Origin of the sequence: Thermithiobacillus plumbiphilus (assembly GCF_038070005.1) — a bacterium.
Lineage (GTDB): Bacteria > Pseudomonadota > Gammaproteobacteria > Acidithiobacillales > Thermithiobacillaceae > JBBPCO01.
The window spans coordinates 86,934-108,260 of record NZ_JBBPCO010000006.1 but is presented as its reverse complement, the minus strand read 5'-3'; the positions used below and the strand labels follow the sequence as shown (position 1 = coordinate 108,260).

Here is a 21,327-nt window from a genome sequence, read left to right as displayed (position 1 = left end):
AACATGGATAGAATCAATGGATTGTTGATCGATGCCCTGAAGCTGCGCATCGGGGGAATTACCGACATCATCGAGCAGCAGGCGGCGCGTATCTTTAGCGATGCGCCTCTTCTGAGCGCGGAGGAAATCACCGATTATTCACTGGAGTTCCTGGAACTGCTGATCGTATTGCTCCAGTCCCGGGATGCACTGGACGAGCAGCAACCGGCCTTCAAGGCCCTGCGACAGTTTCTCGCCAGCATGGCGCTGCAGATCCAGTCGCGCGGCGGGGAGATGGAGGAGCTGGTACGCTATCAGCAGTTCATCCAGAGCACCCTGCTGGAGCAGATCGAATCCGACAGTCAGGCCAGCTTCGAGGACAGCCGCGGCATGCTCATGCTGCTGGTCAAGCTCTTCAACGAGCTGAGCCTTGCGGTATTCCAGACCTATCTCACTGAAAAGGAAGGCACCATCCGCGCCCAGCAGGAGGAGCTGCGCCAGACCTCCACGCCGATCGTGGAGATCTGGGATGGCGTGCTGACCCTGCCGATCATCGGCAGCATGGACTCGGCACGTACCATGCTCGTCATGGACAAGCTGCTGCGCCGCATCGAGAGCGACCGGGCGCGCACCATCATCATCGATGTCACTGGCGTGCAGAGCGTGGATTCCCAGGTCTCGCATCACCTGATCCAGGTCGTGCGCGCCGTGCGCCTGATGGGGGCGGAGGCCATCCTGACCGGCATCCGGGCGGACATCGCCCGGGCCCTGGCCAGCCTCAACATCGATCTGGGCGACGTTACCACCTGCGCCACCATGGCCGAAGGCCTCAAGTTCGCCTTCCGCCGTCTGGGGCTGGACATGCAGGGCCGGGTGGCGTGAACATGATTCCGGGCACCAGCATGCCGGGTCTGGCTGATCTGCCCCTGCATCTGACCCGGATCGGTACTGGCGACATGCTGCTCGAACCACGTGATGGTCTTGATCCGGATGCGGCGGAGGATTATCTGGAGCCGATCCTGGCCTGTCTGCGCGAGCAGCATGTGGCGCGGCTGTACTATGACGTGCAGCAACTAGCCGTGATCGACCCGGTCTATTATGGCTGGATGGCGCATCTGGCGCGTGCCTGCCAGGCCATGGGGGTGCGCATGGTGGCCGTGCATGTGCGCCCGAGCGCCGCCTTCGCCATGAGCCGCTATCTGCAGGCCGAGCCGCCCTTTGCCACGGCCCTGGATGTGGGCGGCTGAGCCTGCGCGCGGTTCTGACCTGGACTGGAGTGTGCAATGACGGAACATGACAAGGATCTACCCTGGACCCAACGACATTGCCGGCCCTGCGAGGGTGGTGTGGAACCCCTGGGCGTGACGGAAATCGAGGCTCGCCTGCCCGGATTGCCGGGCTGGAGCTGGCAGGGCGACGCGCTGGTCAAGGCATTTGATTTCAAGAACTATTACCAGACCGTGGCCTTCGTGAACGCTGTAGCCTGGATCGCCCATCGCGAGGACCATCACCCGGATCTGGAGGTGAGCTACCGGCGATGTGTGGTGCGCTACAGCACCCATGCCATCGGTGGGTTGTCGGACAACGATTTCATCTGCGCGGCCAGGGTGGATGCCCTGCTGGCGCAGGATTAACTGGCCGAGGAGGGGTTCGCGGACTGCGCGGTCTCTCCGGCAGGCGCTGTGGGGTTCTGTGCCGGCGGGCAGAGCCGGTCGTCGCGCTCGCGCATCATCCAGTAGACCAGCCCCAGGGCCAGGGTGACAAAGGCCATGGCCGCCATCGCTGCGGCGCCGGTTTCGGTCACATCCAGAATGATGAACTTGCGCACCAGGGCCAGGATGGCGATGAGCACCACGGTCTTGACGCTGACCAGGCTGCCGCGGCCAGCGATCGAGCGCAGGATGGAATGGCGAAACTCCATGGCGATCAGCACGGTCATGATCTCGCCGAAAATGAGCTGAAACTCCTTGTGATCCAGTGGGTTGAGTGCACCCTGCACCAGCCGGAAGAACACGTCGTCGGCCAGCCGGTACAAGGCCACCAGGATGATGACGCTGATCAGCAATACCAGCATATGGGAAATGAGCAGCTCAAAGCGCTCATAAAAGCTGAGCCGGGCGGGGTGCCCAGTCAGTTTGTGCCAGAGCTCCCGCATCTCAGCGCCCGGCGTTGGCGCTCAGCAGCGCCACCTGCCGCTCCAGGTTTTCCAGGCGTTCGATCAGTTCCAGCGCCAGGGCCACACCCGCCCAGTTCAGCTCCAGGTCGCGCTGCAGGCGCAGGCCCACGCGTGCCCGGCGTAGCTCCTGGGCGCTGAAGATGCGCTCCTCCAGGCGACCGCCCGGCTGGATCACACCATAGGCGACCAGCGCTTCCACGACCGTCACCGGGCTTTGCAGGCGCTGGCAGAAATCATCCAGTGTCAGGTCGCCGGCCTCCTCGGCCAGCAACTGGGCTTCGAGTATCCGAATCAGCTTGCCAGTCATGTCTAGACACCCTCCAGGTCCTCGCGGGGATTGAAGCTGGAACTGCGGGCCAGTTCCTCGAACAGCGACCGTTCCTGGCCAGTCAGCGACTTGGGCACGGCAATCTGCAAAACGGCATAGAGATCGCCGCTGCCCCTGTTGCCGGGAAGCGGCAGGCCCTTGCCCGCCAGGCGCATCTTCTGGCCGCATTTGACGCCGGCGGGCACCTTGATGCGCACCCGGCCATCCAGTGTCGGGACTTCCACCGAGGTCCCAAGGGCCGCTTCCCAGGGCGCGAGCGGCAAATCGACCAGTAGGTCATGTTCCTGGACCTTGAAAAACGGATGTGCTTCCAGCCTGATGCGCAGATAGAGGTCACCAGGCGGCCCACCGGCGAAACCTTTGCCGCCCTGGCCGGCCAGACGCAGGCGCTGGCCATCGGTGACGCCCTTGGGGATACGTACCTGGATCTGGCGCGGCACGCGCACCACCCGGCCATCCGGCTGCATCTCCGGGATTTCCAGATGTACCGATTTCTGCGTGCCATGAAAGGCTTCATCCAGCGTGACGCTGAACGCGACTTCGAAGTCCTCGCCGGGTGATGAATAGCCACGGCCAGCAAAACCGGGGTGTCCCTGGAAGCCGCCGCGCCCGCCCATGCCAAAAAGCGTCTCGAAAAAGTCGCTGAAGCCACCGCCGGGGCTGGCTCCGCCCTGCGCGCCAGCGCCGCCAGTCCACTGATGGGATTCACCCCAGCCCGGGGGTGGGCGGAAATCCTGGCCAGAACGGTAGCTGCCGAGCTGGTCGTAGGCCGCCCGCTTTTCCGGGTCCTTGAGGACTTCGTAGGCCTCCTGCAGGTCCTTGAACTTGTCCTCGGCATTCGCCTCCTTGCTGACGTCCGGATGATACTTGCGGGCCAGCTTGCGGTAGGCGCGTTTGATCTCGTCCTGGCTGGCCTTCTTGTCCACACCGAGGATCTTGTAGTAATCCTTGTATTCCAAGGCTGCCTCCGCCGATAAGCTGATTGGGTTGAGCTGGATTCAGGGATAATGTCCGCATGGTGTTTCGCCACACCCGGCCTGTTATCCCGGCGCGCGCCTGTAATCGTGCCACGCCTTGATCTGAACACTAATTTGGGCCATCTGCCGGCTATTTCAAGTCAGGCTTCCTGTAAAGGCGGACCATGTTTCCTCTTGCAGACAATATCCCGAACCGCCGGCGTCCTTACGTCCTGTGGTTGCTGCTTGCGGCCAATCTCCTGGCCTTCGGCATCGAGCTCAGTGTGCCGGCGCAGGGGCTTGACCTCTTTTTCGAGCAATACGGTCTGGTGCCGGCCCGTTACAGTGACCCGCTGTGGGCGGCGATGAGCGGGCTCAGCCCGACCAACTACTCGCCCTTCCTGCTGAATACCTTCCTGCATGGCGGCTGGGCCCACCTGCTGTTCAACCTCTGGACGCTGTGGATTTTCGGGCCCAATGTCGAGGACGACATGGGCCATGTCCGCTTTCTGATGTTCTACCTGCTGGCGGCCATCGGCGCGAGCTATGCGCATTATTTTTTCAATACCGATTCGACCATGCCCGCGGTGGGCGCATCCGGGGCCATTGCCGGGGTGATGGCGGCCTATCTCTTATATTTCCCGGGCGCGCGCATCCTCACGCTGTTTCCAGTATTCATCATTCCGTTTTTCTTCACCATCCCCGCTGCGGCCTATATCCTGGCCTGGTTCCTGATCCAGGTGCTTTCGGGCGGGTTCTCGATCCTGCACGACTTTGGCGATGCCGGCGGGGTGGCCTGGTGGGCCCACATCGGCGGCTTCGGCGTCGGGCTTCTGCTCGCGCCTTTGCTGCGCCGGGCGGAGTACCGGCCGGTGCGGGCCTAGGTCCGATAAAATATTTATCATCTGCGCGCCTTTCCGGTCGTATTTAGTACATCTGTTGGATACCCCACCTGGAACTTCCTCACTACGCTCCAACCGTTGGAATGATCTGGTTGGGAGCGCTTACTGGAAGTGTCTTAACTCGACATCACCAGAAATTTGCGATCGCCATCCGCGCGCCTGCAAGGCGCCATTGCTGTCTGCATCGGGTAATGCAATTCAGTTTCAAGCATATCTAACCATAACCATGAGGGACGGCAAGATGATTTCTGCAAAGAAAATTCCTTGTTTCATGCTTCTGGCTGTGCTTGGTGGTTGCGGTGGAGGGGATGGCGGCTCGACGACCGGAGAGCCGGTGCTGGCTTCCGCGACTACCATGGTGGACGGTACTGCCGTCGGCACGCCGAACCCGACCTGGCCCGATAACGTCACCGCCAGCGATGCTGCGTCTGCCTCAGGTTTGTCCTGCGGGACGCCAGGTAAGGGTTCAGCTTACACCTATACACATCTGAACATCTTTGTCGATGGAGTGCAGCAGCAGCTCCCGGCCAATGTCGGCTGGGTAAGTCCTCCCCTGGGCCGCATTCCACCCGATGACAGCGATCCAGCCAACGTCGCTCCACCCGACGGCAGCAATTACACCTGCGCCTTTCCCCTGCACACCGACGACAACTCCGGCAAGATCCGCTTCGCATCGGACGGCGCCTATACGCTCGGCCAGTTCTTTGCGGTCTGGGGCCAGCCGCTCAGCAGCACCAATGTCGCCGGCCTGACTGGCAAGCCGATCAGCGTCTACGTCAATGACGCGGGCAGACTGACCAAGTATACCGGTGACCTGGGCCAACTGGCACTGACTCCCAAGCGCGACATCAGCATTGTGGTCGGTGACACCAAGCCCGCGCAGATTGCGAATTATGCCTGGACCGATCCTGCGCCCCTTAATCCGACGCCGATCGATGTAGTGGCCGGTCAGACCATCGGTACGCCCGCCTATGCCTTGGGGGACACTGCCAATGGCGGCCAGGGTCAGCCTGTTGATGGCCTGACTTGCGGTGGCATGGGTTCTGCCTACCATGTTCATACGCATGTCGCGATCATCAAGAATCAGGTAGCACAACAGCAACCTACGAACATCATTGCGTTTCCGGCAGGGGTTGGCATCGTCGGCGCTGAAAACGATCCCAATCGGTGTTTCTATCCGATCCATGTGCATGACTCAAGCGGTGTCATTCATGTGGAGGCCCCTGGCTATCAGCGCATGACGCTAGGCCAGCTCTTCGCCATCTGGGGAATGCCACTGTCCGCCACCGAAGCCGCCGACAGCAATGGCGCCCCAGTAGCGTTCTTCATCAGCGATGGTGGCGATGTGCGGCAGTACATGGGCGATCCGAGGGACATCGAACTGCTGTCGCATCGCTCGATTACGATCCAGATCGGTGAGTCGGTCCAGACGATACCCAGCTTCAACTGGATTACGTACAACGAGCCGAGATAGGCGGTCCGGCCTACTGCCGGCTATTTGGGCACGACTGTGTGTTCAATAAGTCGGCAGCAGTTTTCCTGGAAGCAGAACCATCCTGCTCGATACCCCCCAGCACCCCCCTTTGTTATATACTGTCGGGATGACAAATCCCTCCCTGAACCCCCGCCAACTCGCGGCGGTGACCCTGCCCGGCGGGCCGGCCCTGGTGCTGGCGGGCGCCGGTTCCGGCAAGACCCGCGTGCTGACCCATCGCATCGCCCATCTGGTGGAATCCGGCCTGTCGCCGCGCGAGATTCTGGCGGTGACCTTCACCAACAAGGCGGCGGCCGAGATGCGCGAGCGCACCAGTCGGCTGCTGGACGTGGACGTGCGCTCGCTCTGGGTCGGCACCTTTCATGGCCTGGCGCACCGTTTGTTGCGCATGCACCATGGCGCGGTCGGCCTGCCGGAGAATTTTCAGATCCTCGACAGCGACGACCAGTTGCGCTTGGTCAAGCGGGTGCTGCGCGAGCTCGGGCTGGACGAGAAGGCCTGGCCGCCGCGCATGCTGGCAGGCCTGATCAATCGCTGGAAGGACGAGGGCCTGGCCCCGGATGAGGTAGCGACCGAGGATGGCCTGAGCGCCCAGGGCCTGCGCGTCTACCGCGCCTATGAGGCACTGAAGATGCGCGCGGGCCTGGTGGATTTCGCCGACCTGCTGCTCTATGCCCTGCGGCTGTGGCGCGATCCGGCAATTCTGCAACAATACCAGCAGCGCTTCCGGCATGTGCTGGTGGACGAGTTCCAGGACACCAATCTGGTGCAGTACCACTGGCTGCGCACCCTGGCCGAGGCTCACGGCAATCTCTTCGTGGTGGGCGACGACGATCAGGCCATCTATGGCTGGCGCGGCGCGCGGGTGGAGAACCTGCTGCGTTTCGGCGAGGACTTTCGCGGCACCACCCTGATCCGGCTGGAGCAGAACTACCGCTCGACCCAGACCATTCTGGATGCCGCCAACGCCGTGATCAGCTTCAATCCCGACCGCATGGGCAAGACCCTGTGGACCGACTCCCCGGATCAGAGCCCGATCCAGCTCTATGCCGCCTACAGCGAGGTGGACGAGGCGCGCTATGTGGTCTCGCGCATCCAGCAGTGGGTGGCGGCGGGCGGGCGGCATGACGAGTGCGCCATCCTGTACCGCGCCAATGCCCAGAGCCGCGCCTTTGAAGAGGTGCTGGTGCAGCAGGGGATGCCATACCGGGTCTACGGTGGTCTGCGTTTCTTTGACCGCGCCGAGGTCAAGGATGCCCTGGCCTATCTGCGCCTGCTGCACAACCGCCATGACGACGCCGCGTTTGAGCGGGTGGTGAACGTGCCGGCGCGTGGCATCGGGCCGGGCACCCTGGACCAGTTGCGCGCCGTGGTGCGGGACCAGGGAATTTCATTGTGGCAGGCGGCAGGCCTGCTTGGCGGCGCGCCGGGGCGCAAGCTGGCGGGTTTCCTGAATCTCATCGATGAGCTGGCGCAGCGCTTTCAGGATCAATCGCTGGATGCCATGATAGCGGGCGTGATCCAGGATTCCGGCCTGCGCGACTGGTATGCCCGCCAGAGTGATCGGGCCGAGGCGCGGGAGGAGAATCTCGACGAGCTCATCACCGCCGCGCGGGTGTTTCGCAATCAGGCCAGCCTGGAGCCGGAGATGGCGGATCGCCGTGCCCAGTTGCAGGAGTTCCTGACCCATGCCGCGCTGGAGGCGGGCGAGGGGCAGGCGGAGGCTTGGAGCGATTGCGTGCACCTGATGAGCCTGCACAGTGCCAAGGGCCTGGAGTTCCCGCTGGTGTTTCTGGTGGGACTGGAGGAAGGGCTGTTCCCGCACATGCGTAGCCTGGAGGACAGCAAGGGCATGATGGAGGAGCGGCGGCTGTGCTATGTCGGCATGACCCGCGCCATGCGCCAGTTGGTGCTGAGCTATGCCGAGTCGCGCCGCCTGCATGGCACGGAGCGCAGTTGTCTACCCTCGCGCTTCCTGCGCGATATCCCCGGCGAGCTGATCGAGGAGTTGCGCCCGCGCCCGCGGGTGAGCCGGCCGGTCTATGACGATGCGCCGCGCATGGCCCAGGGATCGGGGGCCGTGAGACAGCTTGCCGCCGACCTGCCTTTCCCACTGGGCAGCCGCATCCGTCACCCGGTCTTTGGCGAGGGCATGGTGCTCAATTACGAGGGCGGGGCGCGCCAGGGGCGCATCCAGATCAATTTCGAGAGCGTGGGCGTGAAGTGGCTGGCGCTGGGCGTGGTCAAGCTGGAGCTGGTGTAACTGCTGGCTGGTCCTGGCGCGCAGCAAACGCACGGGCTCTGGAAATGGTCTGAGGATTCAGTATCGGTCTCGCGCTATAGTTTTGCTCATGGACAGGAGGTCGCCATGGGTGTCGAGATCGACAGCAGCACATTCACGGCAGATGATGCCGCACGCTTTCTCGAACATCTGCATCGCGAAACGGACCTGCTGGCAGCGTGGTTCCGCGAGGGGCATTTTGATGAAGGTCCGGAGCGGGCGGGCTATGAACTGGAGGCCTGGATCGTGGATCGGGCGATGCAGCCCGCCCCCCTGAATCAGCAGTTGATAGAGCGGCTCGGCAGCCCGCTGGTAGTGCCCGAACTGGCCTGCTTCAACCTGGAATTCAATAGCCAGCCGCTAGAACTGCGGGACGCTGTCCTGCGCCGGATGGCGGCAGGCCTGGCGGCGCAGTGGGATTCCTGCCGCGAGGTCGCCGGGCAGCTCGATGCGCAACTGCTGATGATCGGCATCCTGCCCACGGTGCGTGAATCTGAACTGAACCTTGGCAACATGTCGCCGCTGAAGCGCTATCGGGCGCTGAATCGGCAGGTGCTGCGCCAGCGGCATCTGCGGCCCTTGCGTCTGGATATCCAGGGGCGGGAGCTGCTGCAAACTGAACATCGCGACGTAATGCTTGAGTCGGCGGCGACCTCCTTCCAGATTCACCTGCAGGTTTCGGCCCGGGAGGCGGCGCGTTTCTACAATGCCGCGACCATTCTGTCCGCGCCCATGGTGGCCATCAGTGCGAACTCACCCTATCTTTTTGGCAAGGATCTCTGGGACGAGACCCGCATTCCGCTGTTCGAGCAATCCACCGCCGTCGATGATGATCCGGATGAGCTCGCGCTGTCCCGTAACCGGGTGACCTTTGGTAGCGGTTACATGCGGGATTCCCTGCTACCCTGCTTTCTAGAGAATCTGGATCGCTATCCAGTATTGTTGCCCCTGCATACGGATGCCGATCCGGCACTTTTGCAACATCTGCGCCTGCACAATGGCACTATCTGGCGTTGGAACCGGCCATTGATCGGCTTCAGCGGGAATGGTCTGCCGCACCTGCGCCTCGAGCATCGGGTGGTGCCCGCTGGACCCAGCGTGCCGGACATGATCGCCAATGCCGCCTTTTATTTTGGATTGGTGCATGCCCTGGCGCGCCAGGACCCGGCACCGGAATCCCTGCTCGATTTCGAGGCCGCCAGCGCCAATTTCTATGCTGCCGCGCGGGATGGACTGCGTGCTGAAATCTTCTGGCTGGAGGGCCGGCAGGCCAATGTCCGCACCTTGATACTGGAGTCCCTGCTGCCGCTGGCCCATGCGGGATTGGACAGCCTGGGGCTGGACGCGGCGGATCGCGATCATTATCTCGGCATCATCGAGGCGCGGGCCGAGAGTGGGCAGAATGGCGCTGCCTGGCAGCGTGCCTGGGTGGCGCGGCACGGGCCGGACATGCACAAGCTGACGGCTGCCTACCTGGCGCATCAGGCGAGTGCCAAGCCGGTGCATGGCTGGTCGGTCTGAGACTGTCCTGCCGTGGCGGCCCGGGCAGTGCATGCCGGACCTGTGTTTCTGGACCTGTTGATTCCAAGACAATGGAGGATGTGTCCATGCCCCGTAACAATTTCTCCCTCAATCGCGTGCTTTCCAATAGTGTCTTATGGGTGGTCGTGGTGCTGGTGATCCTGTCCTGGGTTGCTCTGTTTTCAGTCATTTTTTAAGGGTGAGCCCGGGGCTTTGCGGGCGTATCATGAGGAGGGCGGATGTGGACTGTCGCAAACCCGCTGGAATGAAGCGATGCTGACCATACTCGACCATCTGCCGCCGGGTTTTCTCGACCTGGACGCGACGCGCCTGCACGAGATCCTGCCCGATCCGGCCCTGATCCATCTGCCGGGCCGCCGGCCGGAGCCAGTTTTCGTGTCCATGTTGCTGCATGGCAACGAGGATACCGGCCTGCGGGCGATGCAGGCCTTGTTGAGAGAGTATCAGGACCGCGAACTGCCCCGGGCGCTGTCGATCTTTACCGGCAATGTCAGCGCCGCGCGCTTTGGCCTGCGGCGGCTGGACGGCCAGCCGGACTACAACCGCATCTGGCCCGGTGGTGAGCCCGGCGATTCCCCCGAGCACGCCATGATGCGCGATATTGTCGATATCATGCGCGCAAGGCGCGTCTTCGCCAGCATCGACATCCACAACAACACCGGTCTGAACCCGCATTACGCCTGCGTCAACCGGCTGGATGATGCTTTCCTGCATCTGGCCACCCTGTTCGGGCGCACCGTGGTGTATTTTCTGCGGCCCACCGGGGTGCAGAGCATGGCCTTTGCCGAGCTGTGTCCATCCGTGACCATCGAGTGCGGGCAACCCGGCCAGGATTACGGCATCGAGCACGCGCGCGAATTCGTGGAGGCCTGCCTGCATCTGGCGGAGCTCCCGGCACATCCGGTGGCCGCGCACGACATCGATTTATTTCACACCGTGGCCATCGTGACCGTGCCGCCGGCGGTCTCCTTCGGCTTTGGCGAGGCCGATACCGAGCTGCGCCTGCTGGGGGATCTCGATTATCTCAACTTCCGCGAACTGCCGGCCGGTACCCTGCTGGGCTGGGCGCGCACGGGAAGCCATGCGGGCCTGGCGGCTCACAATGAGACCGGCGAGGATGTCAGCGCGCGCTACTTTTCTCGTGATGGCGGCGAGATCCGCACGGCGCGGCGGGTGATGCCGTCGATGTTGACCCTGGACACCCGCGTGATCCGGCAGGACTGCCTGTGCTACTTCATGGAGCGCCTGGATATCTGAGCGTGGGCTATCAAGTCAGCGTGATCGTGAGGCTGGATTTCCAGCGCAAAGCTGTCGAGCGCGCTCGGGCGATGCAGTCCGAAGCCCTGCACGAAATCAACGCCGATGGCGCTCACCGCCCCCCGGATCGCGTCATTTTCGACAAACTCGGCGATGGTCTGGATGCCCAGCACCTGACCGATGCGGTTGATGGCTTCCACCATGGCCTGATCCACCGGATCGTCCGTCATGTCGCGCACGAAGGCACCATCGATCTTGAGATAATCCACCGGCAGGTTCTTCAGGTAACCAAAGGAAGACATGCCGCTGCCGAAGTCATCCAGCGAGAAGTGACAGCCCAGGGCCTTGAGTTCGTGCATGAACTGGCGTGCCTGGCTCAGATTGGCGATGGCGCTGGTTTCGGTGATCTCGAAACAGACCCGCTCCGGCTGGACCTTGCTGGCCTGGATGGCTTGGGTGACGAAATTCAGGAATCCGGGTTCGCAGAGCGACTGCCCGGATATGTTGATGAAGCAGCGCTGGAAGGTGTTTCTCTCAGCGGATGAACGGTTGGCCAGCCAGTCCAGGGTGTGCTGGATCACCCAGCGGTCCAGGGCCGGCATCAGATGATAGCGTTCGGCGGACGGTATGAAGGCCATGGGCGGGATCAGCTCGCCCTGCTCGTCGCGCATGCGCAGCAGGATCTCGATATGCCGGGGCTCGCTGGCGGCCGGCAAGGCCGGCAGGATGGTTTGGCAGTACAGGGTGAGGCGGTTTTCCTCGATGGCCTGCTGGATGCGGAATACCCACTGCATCTCGCCGTGGCGTCGGGCCAGCTCGCCGTCATCCGGCCGGAAGCTGTGAACGCGGTTGCGGCCATTGTCCTTGGCGGCATAGCAGGCTGCGTCCGCGGCACTCAAAAGCGCCGTCAGACTGGGCGTGTCGGGACGGATGGGCACCAGGCCCATGCTGGCGCCCACGGAAAAGCTGCGGTCCTCCCAGACGAAGCGCCAGTCGGCAATGTCGCGGCGCAGGGTTTCGGCAATGCGCTCACCCTGGATCTGGTCACAATCCTTCAGCAGCAGCGCGAACTCGTCTCCGCCCAGACGGGCGACCAGATCCGTGCTGCGGGTATGGTTTTGCATGAGCAGGGCGATCTGGCGCAGCAGCTCGTCGCCGGCCATGTGGCCGCAGGTGTCATTGACGATCTTGAACTGGTCGAGATCGATGTAGAGCAGCACATGCATCTTGCCCTGAGCCCGGGCGCTGTCGAGCAACTGGGCCATGCGCTCCTCGAACTGATGCCGGTTGGCCAGCCCTGTCAGGGCGTCGTGGCAGGCCTGCCAGGATAGTTGCTGGGCGAGCTGACGCGCGGTGGTCACATCGTGGAAGACCACCACGGCGCCCATGAGCCGGCCTGTACGGTTGCGGATCGGCGCCCAGGAGTGGGCCACGGCGTATTCGCGGCCATCGCGGCGCAACAGCAGGGTGTGCTGCTGTTCGCTGGCATCTTTCGTCGGCAGCAGGCTCAGCGGATGTTCCATCTGCTCCAGGGTGCTGCTGTTGAACAGTTGCAGGATCTTGCCGAGCTGCTCCCCTCTGGCCTCGCTCAGGGACCAGCCCGTCATCTCTTCCGCCACGGGGTTCATGAAGCCGATATATCCCTGGGCATTGGTGGTGATGACGGCGTCGCCGATGGAATGCAGGGTGACCTCGGCCAGCTCCTTTTCCTGGAAAAGGGCATCTTCCGCCTCGGTTACCCGGCGGGTCACGAGCCGGGCAATCAGAATGCCCAGGCCCATGGCGAGGCTGCCAAGCACGATGATGGAAACTTGCGCGGCCCGATAGGCATGCGCGGCGGCTTGAAAGCCCTGAATGGATTTTCTCTGTTGCATCGCCACCATTTCATCGAGTTCCGCCAGGACCTTGTTCTGGATCGGCATCACGCGGGTCAGGAGAATGTGCTTGGCGGATGGATTGCTCTCGATGATCAGGTCCGCCACCTCGTTCTGCAGGGGCTGATTGATCCGGGCCAGGGCTGCCTGGCGCTCGAGCAGGCGCAGTTCTTCCTCGCTGATCGGCATGGCCAGCAGTTGCTGGCGGGCGCGCGTGAACTTCGTGGCCAGCGTGTTGAAACGCAGGAATTCCGCATCCCGCTCGAAGGGCTCATCCATGAGGCTCATGGTGTAGAGGCTCACGGCCCGTTCCCGGGCGGCGGTGCGCATGGCCGATGCCAGCCCGGCCTTGACGTTGTGCACGTTGGCGGTGGTTTCCAGATGCCGGTAGATGTCCTTCATGCGCAGCAATCCCACGAGCGTCAGCAGCGTCATGAGCGCGAGCACGAGGGTAAAGCCAAAGCCGATCAGGCGTTTTGAAGCCGGTGGGGCCATTATGGCGTTCTCTTTTCTTGTGCCTTGCCGCCTGGCGACGGCAGGTTTCTCTCTTTGGTACCAGAAAGAATAGTCGCAAATGCCGGAATTGCAGGTTTTGGCCAATGACGGTGGGCTTCCCCGACTTTGGGCCGCTTGCCCGGCCAGCGGCTTTGCTGTTCCCTGAGGTCCGCGAACAGGGATTTGCACGACAGCGATCGAGGAGGCTGGTATGACGCAAAATGAGCATGCGCTAGCTGAGGCTGGCATGCGCGAGATCGCACCGGGCCTGTCCGGTTATCTGGCCTTGCCGGCAGGCGAGGGGCCCTTCCCGGCGGTGCTGGTGTTCATCGAGGCCTTCGGGCTCAATGGGCATATTCAGGATGTCTGCCGGCGGCTCGCGGGTGCGGGCATCGCGGCCCTGGCGCCGGACATCTATCACGGGGACGTGTACAGCTATGAGGACATGGATGGCGCCATCTCGCGGCTCAGGACTCTGGATGACGATCAGGTGATGCGGGAAGCCGGGCAGGCCCTGGATCATCTGGCGAATCTCGACGCGGTGGATGCCGGCGCGCTCGGGGTGATGGGATTTTGTATGGGCGGGCGCTTCGCCTTTCTCGCGCACCAGCGCTTTGGCGAGCGCTCACGGGCGGCAGCCTGCTTCTATGGCGCCGGCATCGCACCGGCCAGCGATCCATTTGGCCGGCCCGCGTTGCTGGATCACATCAAGGACATGCATGGCCCGGTCGCGCTCTATTATGGCGCCCAGGACACCTCCATCCATGCCGATGAGCATGGCCGCATTGCCGAGGCCTTCACCACGGCGCATCGGGATTTTCTGATGCGCGTGTTTCACAACACCGGCCACGGCTTTTTCTGCGACCAGCGCAAGAGCTACAAGCAAAGCGCGGCCGAGGAGGCCTGGGAACTCACCCTTGGACTGTTTCGCCGCCACCTGCACGACCGGCCCTGAGATTTGCGGGATAGCGGCGCCCCGCCGCCCCGCCGCCTCAAACCTCCTGGCGCTGCGGGCGGATCAGCAGTTCGCTGACATCCACATGCGGCGGCTGAGTGACGGCGTAGAGGATGGCATTGGCGATATCCTCGGCCTGCAGGATCTCGGTGTCCGGTCCGTAGAAGCCGCCGGCGCCGGTGGCCATCTCGCGCACCGCTTCCGAGCGGATCGACAGGGGTAGTTCGGTCGCCACAGCACCCGGCTGGATGTCGGTCACACGTAGCCCAAATTGCGTGCCTTCCTTGCGCAGGGCGTCGGAGATGGCGCGCACCGCGAACTTGGTGCCACAGTAGACCGCGCCGCCGGTGAAGGTCACGCGCCCGGCCACCGAACCGAGATTGACGATGTGCCCGCGTTTGCGCTGGGCCATGCCCGGCAGTACGGCGTTGATGGCGTAGAGCAGGCCCTTGATGTTGATGTCGATCATCTGCTCCCACTCGTCCACGCGACCATCGAGCATGGGCGCAAGCGGCATCAGACCGGCGTTGTTGATGAGGATATCGATGCCGCCCATGGATTCGAGTGCCTTGCCGAGCTGCTCCATGGCGCTGCGATCCGCTACATCCACAGGTTTGATCTGCGCCTTGCCGCCTGCGTTCTGGATGCTTTGCGCGACCTCTCGCAAGCGCTCCTCGCGCCGGGCCGAGAGCACCACCTCTGCGCCTGCCTTGGCCAATGCAATAGCCGTGGCCTCGCCGATACCACTGGATGCGCCGGTGACCCAGGCGCGCTTGCCCGCTAAGTTCGTCATGTGAATCTCCTTGTCAGGCTTTCAGATATGCTGCGTGGAAGCGGAGGTGCTCCGCCATGAAGCTTGAGATGAAGTAATAGCTGTGGTCATAGCCTGGTTGCAGGCGCAGTTCGAGCCTTTGCCCGGACTCGCGGCAGGCGGCTTCGAAAAGCTCGGGCTTGAGCTGCGCGTGCAGGAATTTGTCCGCCGTGCCCTGATCGATCAGGATGGGGCTTGCCAGTTGATGCTCGCGCACCAGTTCGCTGGCGTCCCAGGCGCGCCAGCTTGCGCGATCCGCACCAAGATAGCCCGAGAAGGCCTTCTCGCCCCAGGGACTCTGCATCGGTGCGCCGATGGGCGCGAAGGCCGAGACGGAGCGGTAGCGGTCCGGGTTTTTCAGGGCGCAGACCAGCGCCCCATGCCCGCCCATGGAGTGGCCGAAGATGCTATGGCGCTGGGGATCAACAGGAAAATGCTCGGCCAGCAGCGCCGGCAGTTCCGCCGTGACATAGCTGTACATGCGGTAATGCTGCGCCCAGGGCGCCTCGCTGGCATCCAGATAAAACCCCGCGCCGCTGCCGAAGTCCCAGTCCGTGTCCTCGCCCGCGATGCCGGTATCGCGCGGGCTGGTATCAGGCGCCACCAGGATGATGCCGAGTTCGGCGGCCAGGCGCTGGGCCCCGCCCTTGATCAGAAAAGTCTCCTCGGTGCATGTCAGACCCGCCAGATAATAGAGCACCGGCAGCGGGCCCTGGCTGGCCTGCGGCGGCAGGTAAATGCCAAAGCGCATCGGCGCATCGCAAGCCTTGGAGGGATGTCGGTAGTAGTGCACCGCGCCATCAAAGCACTGGTGCTCGGCCAGCAGTTCCAGAGTCATGCGGCCTCCCTAGAAGGTGATGACGCTGCGGATGGACTTGCCCTCGTGCATCAGGTCAAAGGCATCGTTGATGCGCTCCAGGGGCATGACGTGGGTGATTAGATCATCGATATTGATCTTGCCCTCCATGTACCAGTCCACGATCTTCGGGACATCGGTGCGCCCGCGCGCGCCGCCGAAGGCCGAGCCGCGCCAGTTGCGCCCGGTGACGAGCTGGAAGGGCCGGGTGCTGATCTCCTCGCCGGCGCCGGCCACGCCGATGATCACGCTGGTGCCCCAGCCCTTATGGGCGCACTCCAGGGCCTGACGCATCAGGGTCGAGTTGCCGACGCACTCGAAGCTGTAATCCGCGCCGCCTTTGGTGATATCGACCAGATAGGGCACCAGGTCGCCCTCGACCTCACGCGGATTCACGAAGTGAGTCATGCCGAACCTCTCGGCCAGTTCGCGCTTGGCGGGATTGATGTCCACGCCCACGATCATGTCGGCGCCGGCCATGCGCGCGCCCTGGATCACATTGAGCCCGATGCCGCCCAGGCCAAAGACCACCACCTTGCTGCCGGGCTCGACCTTGGCGGTATAGATTACCGCGCCGATGCCGGTGGTCACGCCGCAGCCGATGTAGCAGACCTTGTCAAAGGGCGCGTCCTCGCGGATCTTGGCCACCGCGATCTCGGGTAGCACCGTGTAGTTGGCGAAGGTGGACGTGCCCATGTAGTGATGGATCATCTCGCCATTGATCGAAAAGCGGCTGCTGCCATCGGGCATCACGCCCCGGCCCTGGGTGGGGCGAATCGCCTGACAGAGGTTGGTCTTGGGGTTGAGGCAATACTCGCATTCGCGGCACTCGGGGGTGTAGAGCGGGATGACGTGGTCGCCCGGCTTGACCGACTTGACGCCCGGCCCGACCTCCACCACCACGCCCGCGCCCTCATGGCCGAGGATGGCCGGAAACAGGCCCTCGGGGTCGGCGCCGGACAAGGTGAAGGCATCGGTATGACAGACCCCGGTGGCCTTGATCTCGACCAGCACCTCGCCGGCCCGGGGGCCTTGCAACTGCACGGTTTCGATGGAAAGGGGCTTGCCGGCCTGAAAGGCGACTGCTGCGCGTACGTCCATGGGGTCTCCTGAATCTGAATCCGGGGCAGAGGATCTGCCAGTGAAAGGATGCCGGCAGGGGCCGGCACGGATGTGCTAGTTGTAACCGATAGCCAACGCATTGTGAAGTATGTACTCTAACGTAATATACCCACCTTAAGGAAACCATAGGTCATTCCATGCTCATCAATGCCGACCATGCCGAGCGTGTCGCCATCGACACCAACAATATACCCTGGCAGCCCTCACCTTTACCGGGCGTGGAGCGCAAGATGCTGGAGCGCAATGGCGCGGAGCAGGCGCGCGCCACCTCCATCGTCCGCTATGCGCCAGGCGCGCGGTTCAGCCAGCACAACCATCCCCGGGGCGAGGAGATCCTGGTGCTGGAGGGCACCTTCGCCGATGAACTCGGTGAATATCCCGCCGGTACCTATCTGCGCAATCCACACAACTCCGTGCACGCGCCCTACAGCCCGGACGGCTGCGTGCTGCTGGTGAAGCTGCGCTATCAGGACCCCGCCGATAGCCAGCGCGTGGTCATCGATACCCATAGCGCCGCCTGGCGCCCCGGCCTGGAGGAGGGCCTGACGGTACTGCCGCTGGCGGAATTCGCCACCGAGCACACCGCGCTGGTGCGCTGGCAGCCGGGTACGCATTTCCAGCCGCACCGGCATTACGGCGGTGAAGAGATCTTCGTCTTGGACGGCGTTTTTCAGGATGAGTTCGGCGATTACCCGGCCGGTACCTGGCTGCGCAGCCCGCACATGAGCCAGCACCAGCCCTTCAGCGAGCCGGGTTGCTTGATTTTCGTGAAGGTCGGGCATCTGGAGGGGTAGCGAATTTCTTAAATCAGCCGTTTGTCTTCGCTTACCAATACTGTTGCGATCTGACCTCCCGACGTGCATGGGATGTTTCCCAAGCCCATGAGCTTTTTGCCAGGACTGTCCGTTCTCATCGCCAGGCGGGATATAAATACTCCTATCTGCAGTCTATACTGAATCAATGGGCAAAAAGCAGCCAAAGAAAATCACAAAGTCAGCGGCTTTGCAGAAGGTGGTTGATGAAAGATTTCAGCGAAAGGGCGGCGGAATTCTTCGCCGCGAGGTATGGCGGAACGCCTCGGGCCAGGTAGTTGCTTATAATCTGGCATACATCAATACCAGGTTGTGTGGCGTGGATAATGGCCGGATCCTTGGCTACGACAACAATCATGGCCATCACCACCGCCATTTCCGGGGTGCGGTAGAGGATGTGGAGTTCACCAGCTACGAAGATATCGAAACCCGGTTCCAGGAGGAGTGTTATGCGATCTGGCAAGAAGAGTGAGCTCGAACGGGCCGGCGAAAAACATAAGCCAGTTGAAGATCGGCCAAATCTACCCGCGCGGGAACATGCGCCGGCAAAAGATGTCATCGGCACCGAATCGGTAGAGGCGTTTTTTGCCCGTGGCAAGGAAACCGCCCGGAAAGCCGATGCGGGGCTACCAATTGCGCCGTCCCGGCGCATCAGCTTCGAGGATCCCAGGGATTTAGCAGCTGTTTTGACGCCGCGTCGAATTGAGCTTCTGCGCGCTGTCCGAAGACATGCCAGTTCCATTACGGAAATTGCCGCCGAGCTTTCCCGCGATCGCCGGGCTGTTGCACGGGATGTCGCACTCATGAAACGTTATGGCTTGCTAAAGGTTAAAACTGAACTCAATCCCAGCCACGGTCGGCGCACAAGGGTCGAGGCAGAAGCCGCATCTTTCGAGCTGCGCGCAACCTTGTAATCCGAATCCTGGATGCCAATCGGTGCTGTGCGTCTCTGCACAAATCCTGATTCGTACCATGGAATACAAACTCTCGACGCTGCTGGATGGCTTTGCCCTGGACAATGATTGGATCACACGCTAGGCACGCCACAAAGGCCAGGTTTCTGCCGCAGAACTGGCGGAAGTCCGGGGCAAGGTGCACGCCCTCATCGGCAGAGCGTGAGAGTATCATTCGATCCCAAGGCCCAGAGCACCCCGCTCGGGTCATAGAAGCCGCTGTTATCCGCTTCCAGCCGCCTGGACAAGGCTTGCGCGCCTGCTTTCAAGGCATCGAGCCGCAGCCAGGCAAAGTACAGGACCTCCGGGCGCAGCGGGGCAGGATAGGCAAGCAGCCAATCCAGCCCCTGCTGCCTGCCAAGACACAGGACGGCGAGCCGCTGCGGCCAGAGTACAATCGCACCGAAGTCCGGGCTGATGCGCGGCTCATGACGCATCACCGATTCCAGGCGCTCGCGCTTCGCGGGCCATTGCGCCAGCCAGGCCAGACTGAAACAAAGAGCCGGCAGGCACACCAGCAAGTCTTCGAGCCGAGGCCCCGTCGCCGGCCGCAGCGGCGTGATATCCTCTCCGCCGCCGAGTACCAGTATGGGTTCGGGCATATCCGGGCCTGCCGGCGCGAGGCTCAGCACATCAAGATAATGATCCACCACCGCCTGACAGGCTGAAAGCAGTATGGCGTGCGGTGTCTGCTGCCAGACCTGGTCTCGCCAGGCAGCGGGATTGAGCAGGTCCTGCAGCAGCTCCGGCAGGCGTGCATCCTGAGATAGATATTGCCGGGCCTGCAGCATCAGGGGTGCGACCTGCTCGACGGTTTTCGGCGTGCCTGCTGCCGGATGCCACTGCTCACAAATCCAGCGGCACGCGATCACCAGGGCCAGCAGGTCTCCGGGCCTGCCCTCACGCAGCAATGGCCAGGGATGCTCCAGCATCTGCCAGGCCAGCAACTGATCACTGAGCGAAAGCTCGGACTCGGGTTGATCGTTCTGCCAACCGCCATACTGCTGAAACAGAAAGGCCGCTTCCGTACAGTATCCACACATGCTTCGCTCCCGGCAGTTCAAAAGGCCATGATGCGGGATCAATGCGACAGGGCTTGTCGCATAGCAGTCATATCCTGCGCCAGAAACAAAAATTCGGCTATATTCTTCGACCATCCCCGGCCCGGGCGAGAAAAGTGCGGCCAGACCCGCCATCACCAGAAGGATTCCACATGAGTGCTGTCATGAATGTTTCAAAGAAATCCCTGTGAGCCTGGATCTCAATCACCTGCAGCAGCTCATCAATGATTTCCAGCGTCTGCCCGCGGCGCCCGCGACGCAACGGACCTTTCTTGAGATCGCGGGCTTCCCGCACTACGAGAACGTCTGCAGCAACATTCTCGCCTTCTACCTCGATCCCGCTGAAGCGCACGGATTGGGGGATCTGGTCTTGCGCGCCCTGCTAGCAGCGGCTGGCCATGAGACTGTCTCGTCGAATCCCTTGACCGGAGTGGAGGTCAATCGGGAGGTGCCGACAGCGAACAGCAAGCGTCTGGATCTGGTGATCAAGAACGACGATCTGCTCATCGGTATAGAGAACAAGATCTACGCCGCTCCCTACAATCCCTTTACTGAATACGAAAGCTATCTGGCAGGCGAGCAAGGCAGCCGAACCCTGGTCAGGATCTTGCTGTCGCTGTACCCCACCGCATCAGTGGGCGGTTGGGTACCCGTGCGTTATGCCCAGTTGTTCGACCAGATCCTCGCAGGGCTCGAGGCCTGCGTACCCACTGCAGATCCGAAATATCTGATCTTTCTGACCGATTTCATCAACTCCCTGCGCAAGCTGGAGAAGGGTACAGGCATGGACAAAAGCTTTATTGATTTCATCAACCAGTCTGACAATAAAAAGGGCGTTCTGCAGCTCTGTAAGGCTGTCAAGGATCTTCGCAATGATATGCGTAGCCACCTGGAAACGCTGGCGCGGGACTGGCCGCTTCCAGATTGTGCCAAAGGATTGAAATGGCAGTTCTGGCCTGACCCCGATTCACTGGCGGATGTGCTCTTCCTGCACCTTCCCCTCAAAACAGGTAATAAGCTGGTGCTGGACCTTGTGCTGGAGCCCAGTGGCTGGAGGCTCGATATCCGTGGCGAGCCGCGTCCCGCCATGACTGCTACGGCCAGAGGTATTCTGGAGAACTTGGCAATAACAGGCTGGAAGGAAGTGTCGGACGGGCGCTTCCTGCTTGCAAATTTCCCCGGCTATGGTGGTGACCTCGGCCTGATCTCTCAGGCCATGAATGGCTGGATCGAGGCGCTCTGCGGATCTCTAGTGCTAGCACCGGTAAGCAAATAATAAGCAGGAGAACGCAGGCTCCTAGGTGGGCCTGATCTTCGGCAGAATTTTCACTGCGACATAAATTGTCGCCATGCGGATCTATGCTGGTCTCCATCACCAGGGAGGATACCGCATGAGCCACCGCTTCAGATTGCCCGCCAATCTCTCCAATATCCGCTTGCCCGATGCCGCCTCCAGGCGCAACGCGCTCTGG

General features: G+C 62.3%; 22 protein-coding genes. 13 read left to right on the top strand and 9 right to left on the bottom strand.

All coding sequences use genetic code 11. The features are described 5' to 3' along the window. The first annotated feature begins 3 nt into the window (after nt 1–3). From WOB96_RS07495 to WOB96_RS07485, 3 genes are read left to right on the top strand one after another with little or no spacing between them, the layout of a single operon-like run. Entirely contained in the window at nt 4–861 is an 858-nt protein-coding gene (locus WOB96_RS07495) for an STAS domain-containing protein (protein WP_341370662.1), read from the top strand. Nucleotides 862–863: 2 nt separating this feature from the next. Next, on the top strand, nt 864–1,226 hold the full coding sequence (locus tag WOB96_RS07490) for a hypothetical protein (protein WP_341370661.1): 363 nt from the start codon (nt 864–866) through the stop codon (nt 1,224–1,226). A gap of 36 nt (nt 1,227–1,262) precedes the next feature. Then, nucleotides 1,263–1,613, top strand: a complete 351-nt coding sequence (locus WOB96_RS07485) for a 4a-hydroxytetrahydrobiopterin dehydratase (protein WP_341370660.1) — start codon at nt 1,263–1,265, stop codon at nt 1,611–1,613. On the opposite strand, the gene WOB96_RS07480 is transcribed toward WOB96_RS07485, so the two are convergent. Genes WOB96_RS07480 through WOB96_RS07470 form a run of 3 tightly spaced genes read right to left on the bottom strand, consistent with a single transcriptional unit; the run spans nt 1,610 to nt 3,442 of the window. After that, a complete protein-coding gene (locus WOB96_RS07480) occupies nt 1,610–2,134 on the bottom strand; it encodes a phosphate-starvation-inducible PsiE family protein (protein WP_341370659.1) in 525 nt (174 codons plus the stop codon). The genes WOB96_RS07485 and WOB96_RS07480 overlap by 4 nt on opposite strands. Before the next feature lies 1 nt (nt 2,135). Further along, a complete protein-coding gene (locus WOB96_RS07475) occupies nt 2,136–2,462 on the bottom strand; it encodes a chaperone modulator CbpM (protein ID WP_341370658.1) in 327 nt (108 codons plus the stop codon). Nucleotides 2,463–2,464: 2 nt separating this feature from the next. Continuing rightward, the gene (locus WOB96_RS07470) at nt 2,465–3,442 is read right to left on the bottom strand and encodes a DnaJ C-terminal domain-containing protein (RefSeq protein WP_341370657.1); all 978 of its coding nucleotides are present in this window, start codon (nt 3,440–3,442) and stop codon (nt 2,465–2,467) included. Nucleotides 3,443–3,624: 182 nt separating this feature from the next. Here WOB96_RS07470 and WOB96_RS07465 point away from each other — a divergent pair, with 182 nt between their 5' ends. The 5 genes from WOB96_RS07465 to WOB96_RS07445 all read left to right on the top strand — a co-directional run bounded on the left by WOB96_RS07465 (nt 3,625) and on the right by WOB96_RS07445 (nt 10,916). Continuing rightward, the gene (locus tag WOB96_RS07465; protein WP_341370656.1) at nt 3,625–4,323 is read left to right on the top strand and encodes a rhomboid family intramembrane serine protease; all 699 of its coding nucleotides are present in this window, start codon (nt 3,625–3,627) and stop codon (nt 4,321–4,323) included. 289 nt (nt 4,324–4,612) lie between these two features. Then, nucleotides 4,613–5,815 carry a hypothetical protein gene (locus tag WOB96_RS07460; protein WP_341370655.1) on the top strand — a complete coding sequence of 401 codons (1,203 nt, stop codon included), beginning with the start codon at nt 4,613–4,615 and terminating at the stop codon, nt 5,813–5,815. A 127-nt stretch (nt 5,816–5,942) separates the two neighbouring features. Beyond that, on the top strand, nt 5,943–8,099 hold the full coding sequence (uvrD, locus tag WOB96_RS07455) for a DNA helicase II (protein WP_341370654.1): 2,157 nt from the start codon (nt 5,943–5,945) through the stop codon (nt 8,097–8,099). Between the two features lie 105 nt (nt 8,100–8,204). Further along, on the top strand, nt 8,205–9,638 hold the full coding sequence (locus WOB96_RS07450) for a glutamate-cysteine ligase family protein (protein ID WP_341370653.1): 1,434 nt from the start codon (nt 8,205–8,207) through the stop codon (nt 9,636–9,638). A 273-nt stretch (nt 9,639–9,911) separates the two neighbouring features. Then, on the top strand, nt 9,912–10,916 hold the full coding sequence (locus WOB96_RS07445; protein WP_341370652.1) for a M14 family metallopeptidase: 1,005 nt from the start codon (nt 9,912–9,914) through the stop codon (nt 10,914–10,916). Here WOB96_RS07445 and WOB96_RS07440 read toward each other — a convergent pair. After that, nucleotides 10,889–13,285 (bottom strand): EAL domain-containing protein, encoded by a 2,397-nt coding sequence (locus WOB96_RS07440; RefSeq protein WP_341370651.1) that lies wholly within the window; start codon nt 13,283–13,285, stop codon nt 10,889–10,891. The genes WOB96_RS07445 and WOB96_RS07440 overlap by 28 nt on opposite strands. 211 nt (nt 13,286–13,496) lie before the next feature. Between WOB96_RS07440 and WOB96_RS07435 the strand changes: the two genes are divergently transcribed. Next, nucleotides 13,497–14,240, top strand: coding sequence for a dienelactone hydrolase family protein (locus WOB96_RS07435; RefSeq protein ID WP_341370650.1), 744 nt, complete (start codon nt 13,497–13,499; stop codon nt 14,238–14,240). A gap of 37 nt (nt 14,241–14,277) precedes the next feature. On the opposite strand, the gene WOB96_RS07430 is transcribed toward WOB96_RS07435, so the two are convergent. The 3 genes from WOB96_RS07430 to WOB96_RS07420 are packed head-to-tail and all read right to left on the bottom strand — an operon-like array spanning nt 14,278 to nt 17,008. Beyond that, on the bottom strand, nt 14,278–15,033 hold the full coding sequence (locus WOB96_RS07430) for an SDR family oxidoreductase (protein WP_341370649.1): 756 nt from the start codon (nt 15,031–15,033) through the stop codon (nt 14,278–14,280). A gap of 13 nt (nt 15,034–15,046) precedes the next feature. Continuing rightward, a complete protein-coding gene (gene fghA / locus WOB96_RS07425; protein WP_479725478.1) occupies nt 15,047–15,889 on the bottom strand; it encodes an S-formylglutathione hydrolase in 843 nt (280 codons plus the stop codon). 9 nt (nt 15,890–15,898) lie between these two features. Further along, nucleotides 15,899–17,008 (bottom strand): S-(hydroxymethyl)glutathione dehydrogenase/class III alcohol dehydrogenase, encoded by a 1,110-nt coding sequence (locus tag WOB96_RS07420; protein ID WP_341370648.1) that lies wholly within the window; start codon nt 17,006–17,008, stop codon nt 15,899–15,901. A gap of 158 nt (nt 17,009–17,166) precedes the next feature. Between WOB96_RS07420 and WOB96_RS07415 the strand changes: the two genes are divergently transcribed. The 3 genes from WOB96_RS07415 (at nt 17,167) to WOB96_RS07405 (ending at nt 18,755) form a co-directional block, all read left to right on the top strand. Beyond that, nucleotides 17,167–17,823, top strand: a complete 657-nt coding sequence (locus WOB96_RS07415) for a cupin domain-containing protein (RefSeq protein ID WP_341370647.1) — start codon at nt 17,167–17,169, stop codon at nt 17,821–17,823. Between the two features lie 166 nt (nt 17,824–17,989). Next, on the top strand, nt 17,990–18,313 hold the full coding sequence (locus tag WOB96_RS07410; RefSeq protein ID WP_341370646.1) for a toxin-antitoxin system TumE family protein: 324 nt from the start codon (nt 17,990–17,992) through the stop codon (nt 18,311–18,313). Next, complete coding sequence (locus WOB96_RS07405; RefSeq protein WP_341370645.1) at nt 18,291–18,755, top strand: HVO_A0114 family putative DNA-binding protein; 465 nt, start codon at nt 18,291–18,293, stop codon at nt 18,753–18,755. The genes WOB96_RS07410 and WOB96_RS07405 overlap by 23 nt, the downstream gene beginning before the upstream one ends. Before the next feature lie 188 nt (nt 18,756–18,943). Here the strand turns inward: WOB96_RS07405 and WOB96_RS07400 are convergent, their stop codons facing one another. After that, on the bottom strand, nt 18,944–19,837 hold the full coding sequence (locus WOB96_RS07400; protein WP_341370644.1) for a hypothetical protein: 894 nt from the start codon (nt 19,835–19,837) through the stop codon (nt 18,944–18,946). 97 nt (nt 19,838–19,934) lie between these two features. Beyond that, nucleotides 19,935–20,207: a hypothetical protein gene (locus WOB96_RS07395; protein ID WP_341370728.1), complete on the bottom strand. Its 273-nt coding sequence runs from the start codon at nt 20,205–20,207 to the stop codon at nt 19,935–19,937. Between WOB96_RS07395 and WOB96_RS07390 the strand changes: the two genes are divergently transcribed. After that, nucleotides 20,094–21,131, top strand: a complete 1,038-nt coding sequence (locus WOB96_RS07390; protein WP_341370725.1) for a PD-(D/E)XK nuclease family protein — start codon at nt 20,094–20,096, stop codon at nt 21,129–21,131. The genes WOB96_RS07395 and WOB96_RS07390 overlap by 114 nt on opposite strands. Nucleotides 21,132–21,327 lie beyond the last annotated feature (196 nt).

Coding starts and splice junctions, on each gene's coding strand:
- WOB96_RS07480 (WP_341370659.1), bottom strand. CDS start 2,134: ATGCGGGAGCTCTGGCACAAACTGACTGGGCACCCCGCCCGGCTCAGC.
- WOB96_RS07420 (WP_341370648.1), bottom strand. CDS start 17,008: ATGGACGTACGCGCAGCAGTCGCCTTTCAGGCCGGCAAGCCCCTTTCC.
- fghA (WP_479725478.1), bottom strand. CDS start 15,889: ATGACTCTGGAACTGCTGGCCGAGCACCAGTGCTTTGATGGCGCGGTG.
- WOB96_RS07435 (WP_341370650.1), top strand. CDS start 13,497: ATGACGCAAAATGAGCATGCGCTAGCTGAGGCTGGCATGCGCGAGATC.
- WOB96_RS07430 (WP_341370649.1), bottom strand. CDS start 15,033: ATGACGAACTTAGCGGGCAAGCGCGCCTGGGTCACCGGCGCATCCAGT.
- WOB96_RS07445 (WP_341370652.1), top strand. CDS start 9,912: ATGCTGACCATACTCGACCATCTGCCGCCGGGTTTTCTCGACCTGGAC.
- WOB96_RS07460 (WP_341370655.1), top strand. CDS start 4,613: ATGCTTCTGGCTGTGCTTGGTGGTTGCGGTGGAGGGGATGGCGGCTCG.
- WOB96_RS07465 (WP_341370656.1), top strand. CDS start 3,625: ATGTTTCCTCTTGCAGACAATATCCCGAACCGCCGGCGTCCTTACGTC.
- WOB96_RS07405 (WP_341370645.1), top strand. CDS start 18,291: ATGCGATCTGGCAAGAAGAGTGAGCTCGAACGGGCCGGCGAAAAACAT.
- WOB96_RS07475 (WP_341370658.1), bottom strand. CDS start 2,462: ATGACTGGCAAGCTGATTCGGATACTCGAAGCCCAGTTGCTGGCCGAG.
- WOB96_RS07485 (WP_341370660.1), top strand. CDS start 1,263: ATGACGGAACATGACAAGGATCTACCCTGGACCCAACGACATTGCCGG.
- WOB96_RS07450 (WP_341370653.1), top strand. CDS start 8,205: ATGGGTGTCGAGATCGACAGCAGCACATTCACGGCAGATGATGCCGCA.
- WOB96_RS07495 (WP_341370662.1), top strand. CDS start 4: ATGGATAGAATCAATGGATTGTTGATCGATGCCCTGAAGCTGCGCATC.
- WOB96_RS07415 (WP_341370647.1), top strand. CDS start 17,167: ATGCTCATCAATGCCGACCATGCCGAGCGTGTCGCCATCGACACCAAC.
- WOB96_RS07440 (WP_341370651.1), bottom strand. CDS start 13,285: ATGGCCCCACCGGCTTCAAAACGCCTGATCGGCTTTGGCTTTACCCTC.
- WOB96_RS07490 (WP_341370661.1), top strand. CDS start 864: ATGATTCCGGGCACCAGCATGCCGGGTCTGGCTGATCTGCCCCTGCAT.
- uvrD (WP_341370654.1), top strand. CDS start 5,943: ATGACAAATCCCTCCCTGAACCCCCGCCAACTCGCGGCGGTGACCCTG.
- WOB96_RS07400 (WP_341370644.1), bottom strand. CDS start 19,837: ATGTGTGGATACTGTACGGAAGCGGCCTTTCTGTTTCAGCAGTATGGC.
- WOB96_RS07410 (WP_341370646.1), top strand. CDS start 17,990: ATGGGCAAAAAGCAGCCAAAGAAAATCACAAAGTCAGCGGCTTTGCAG.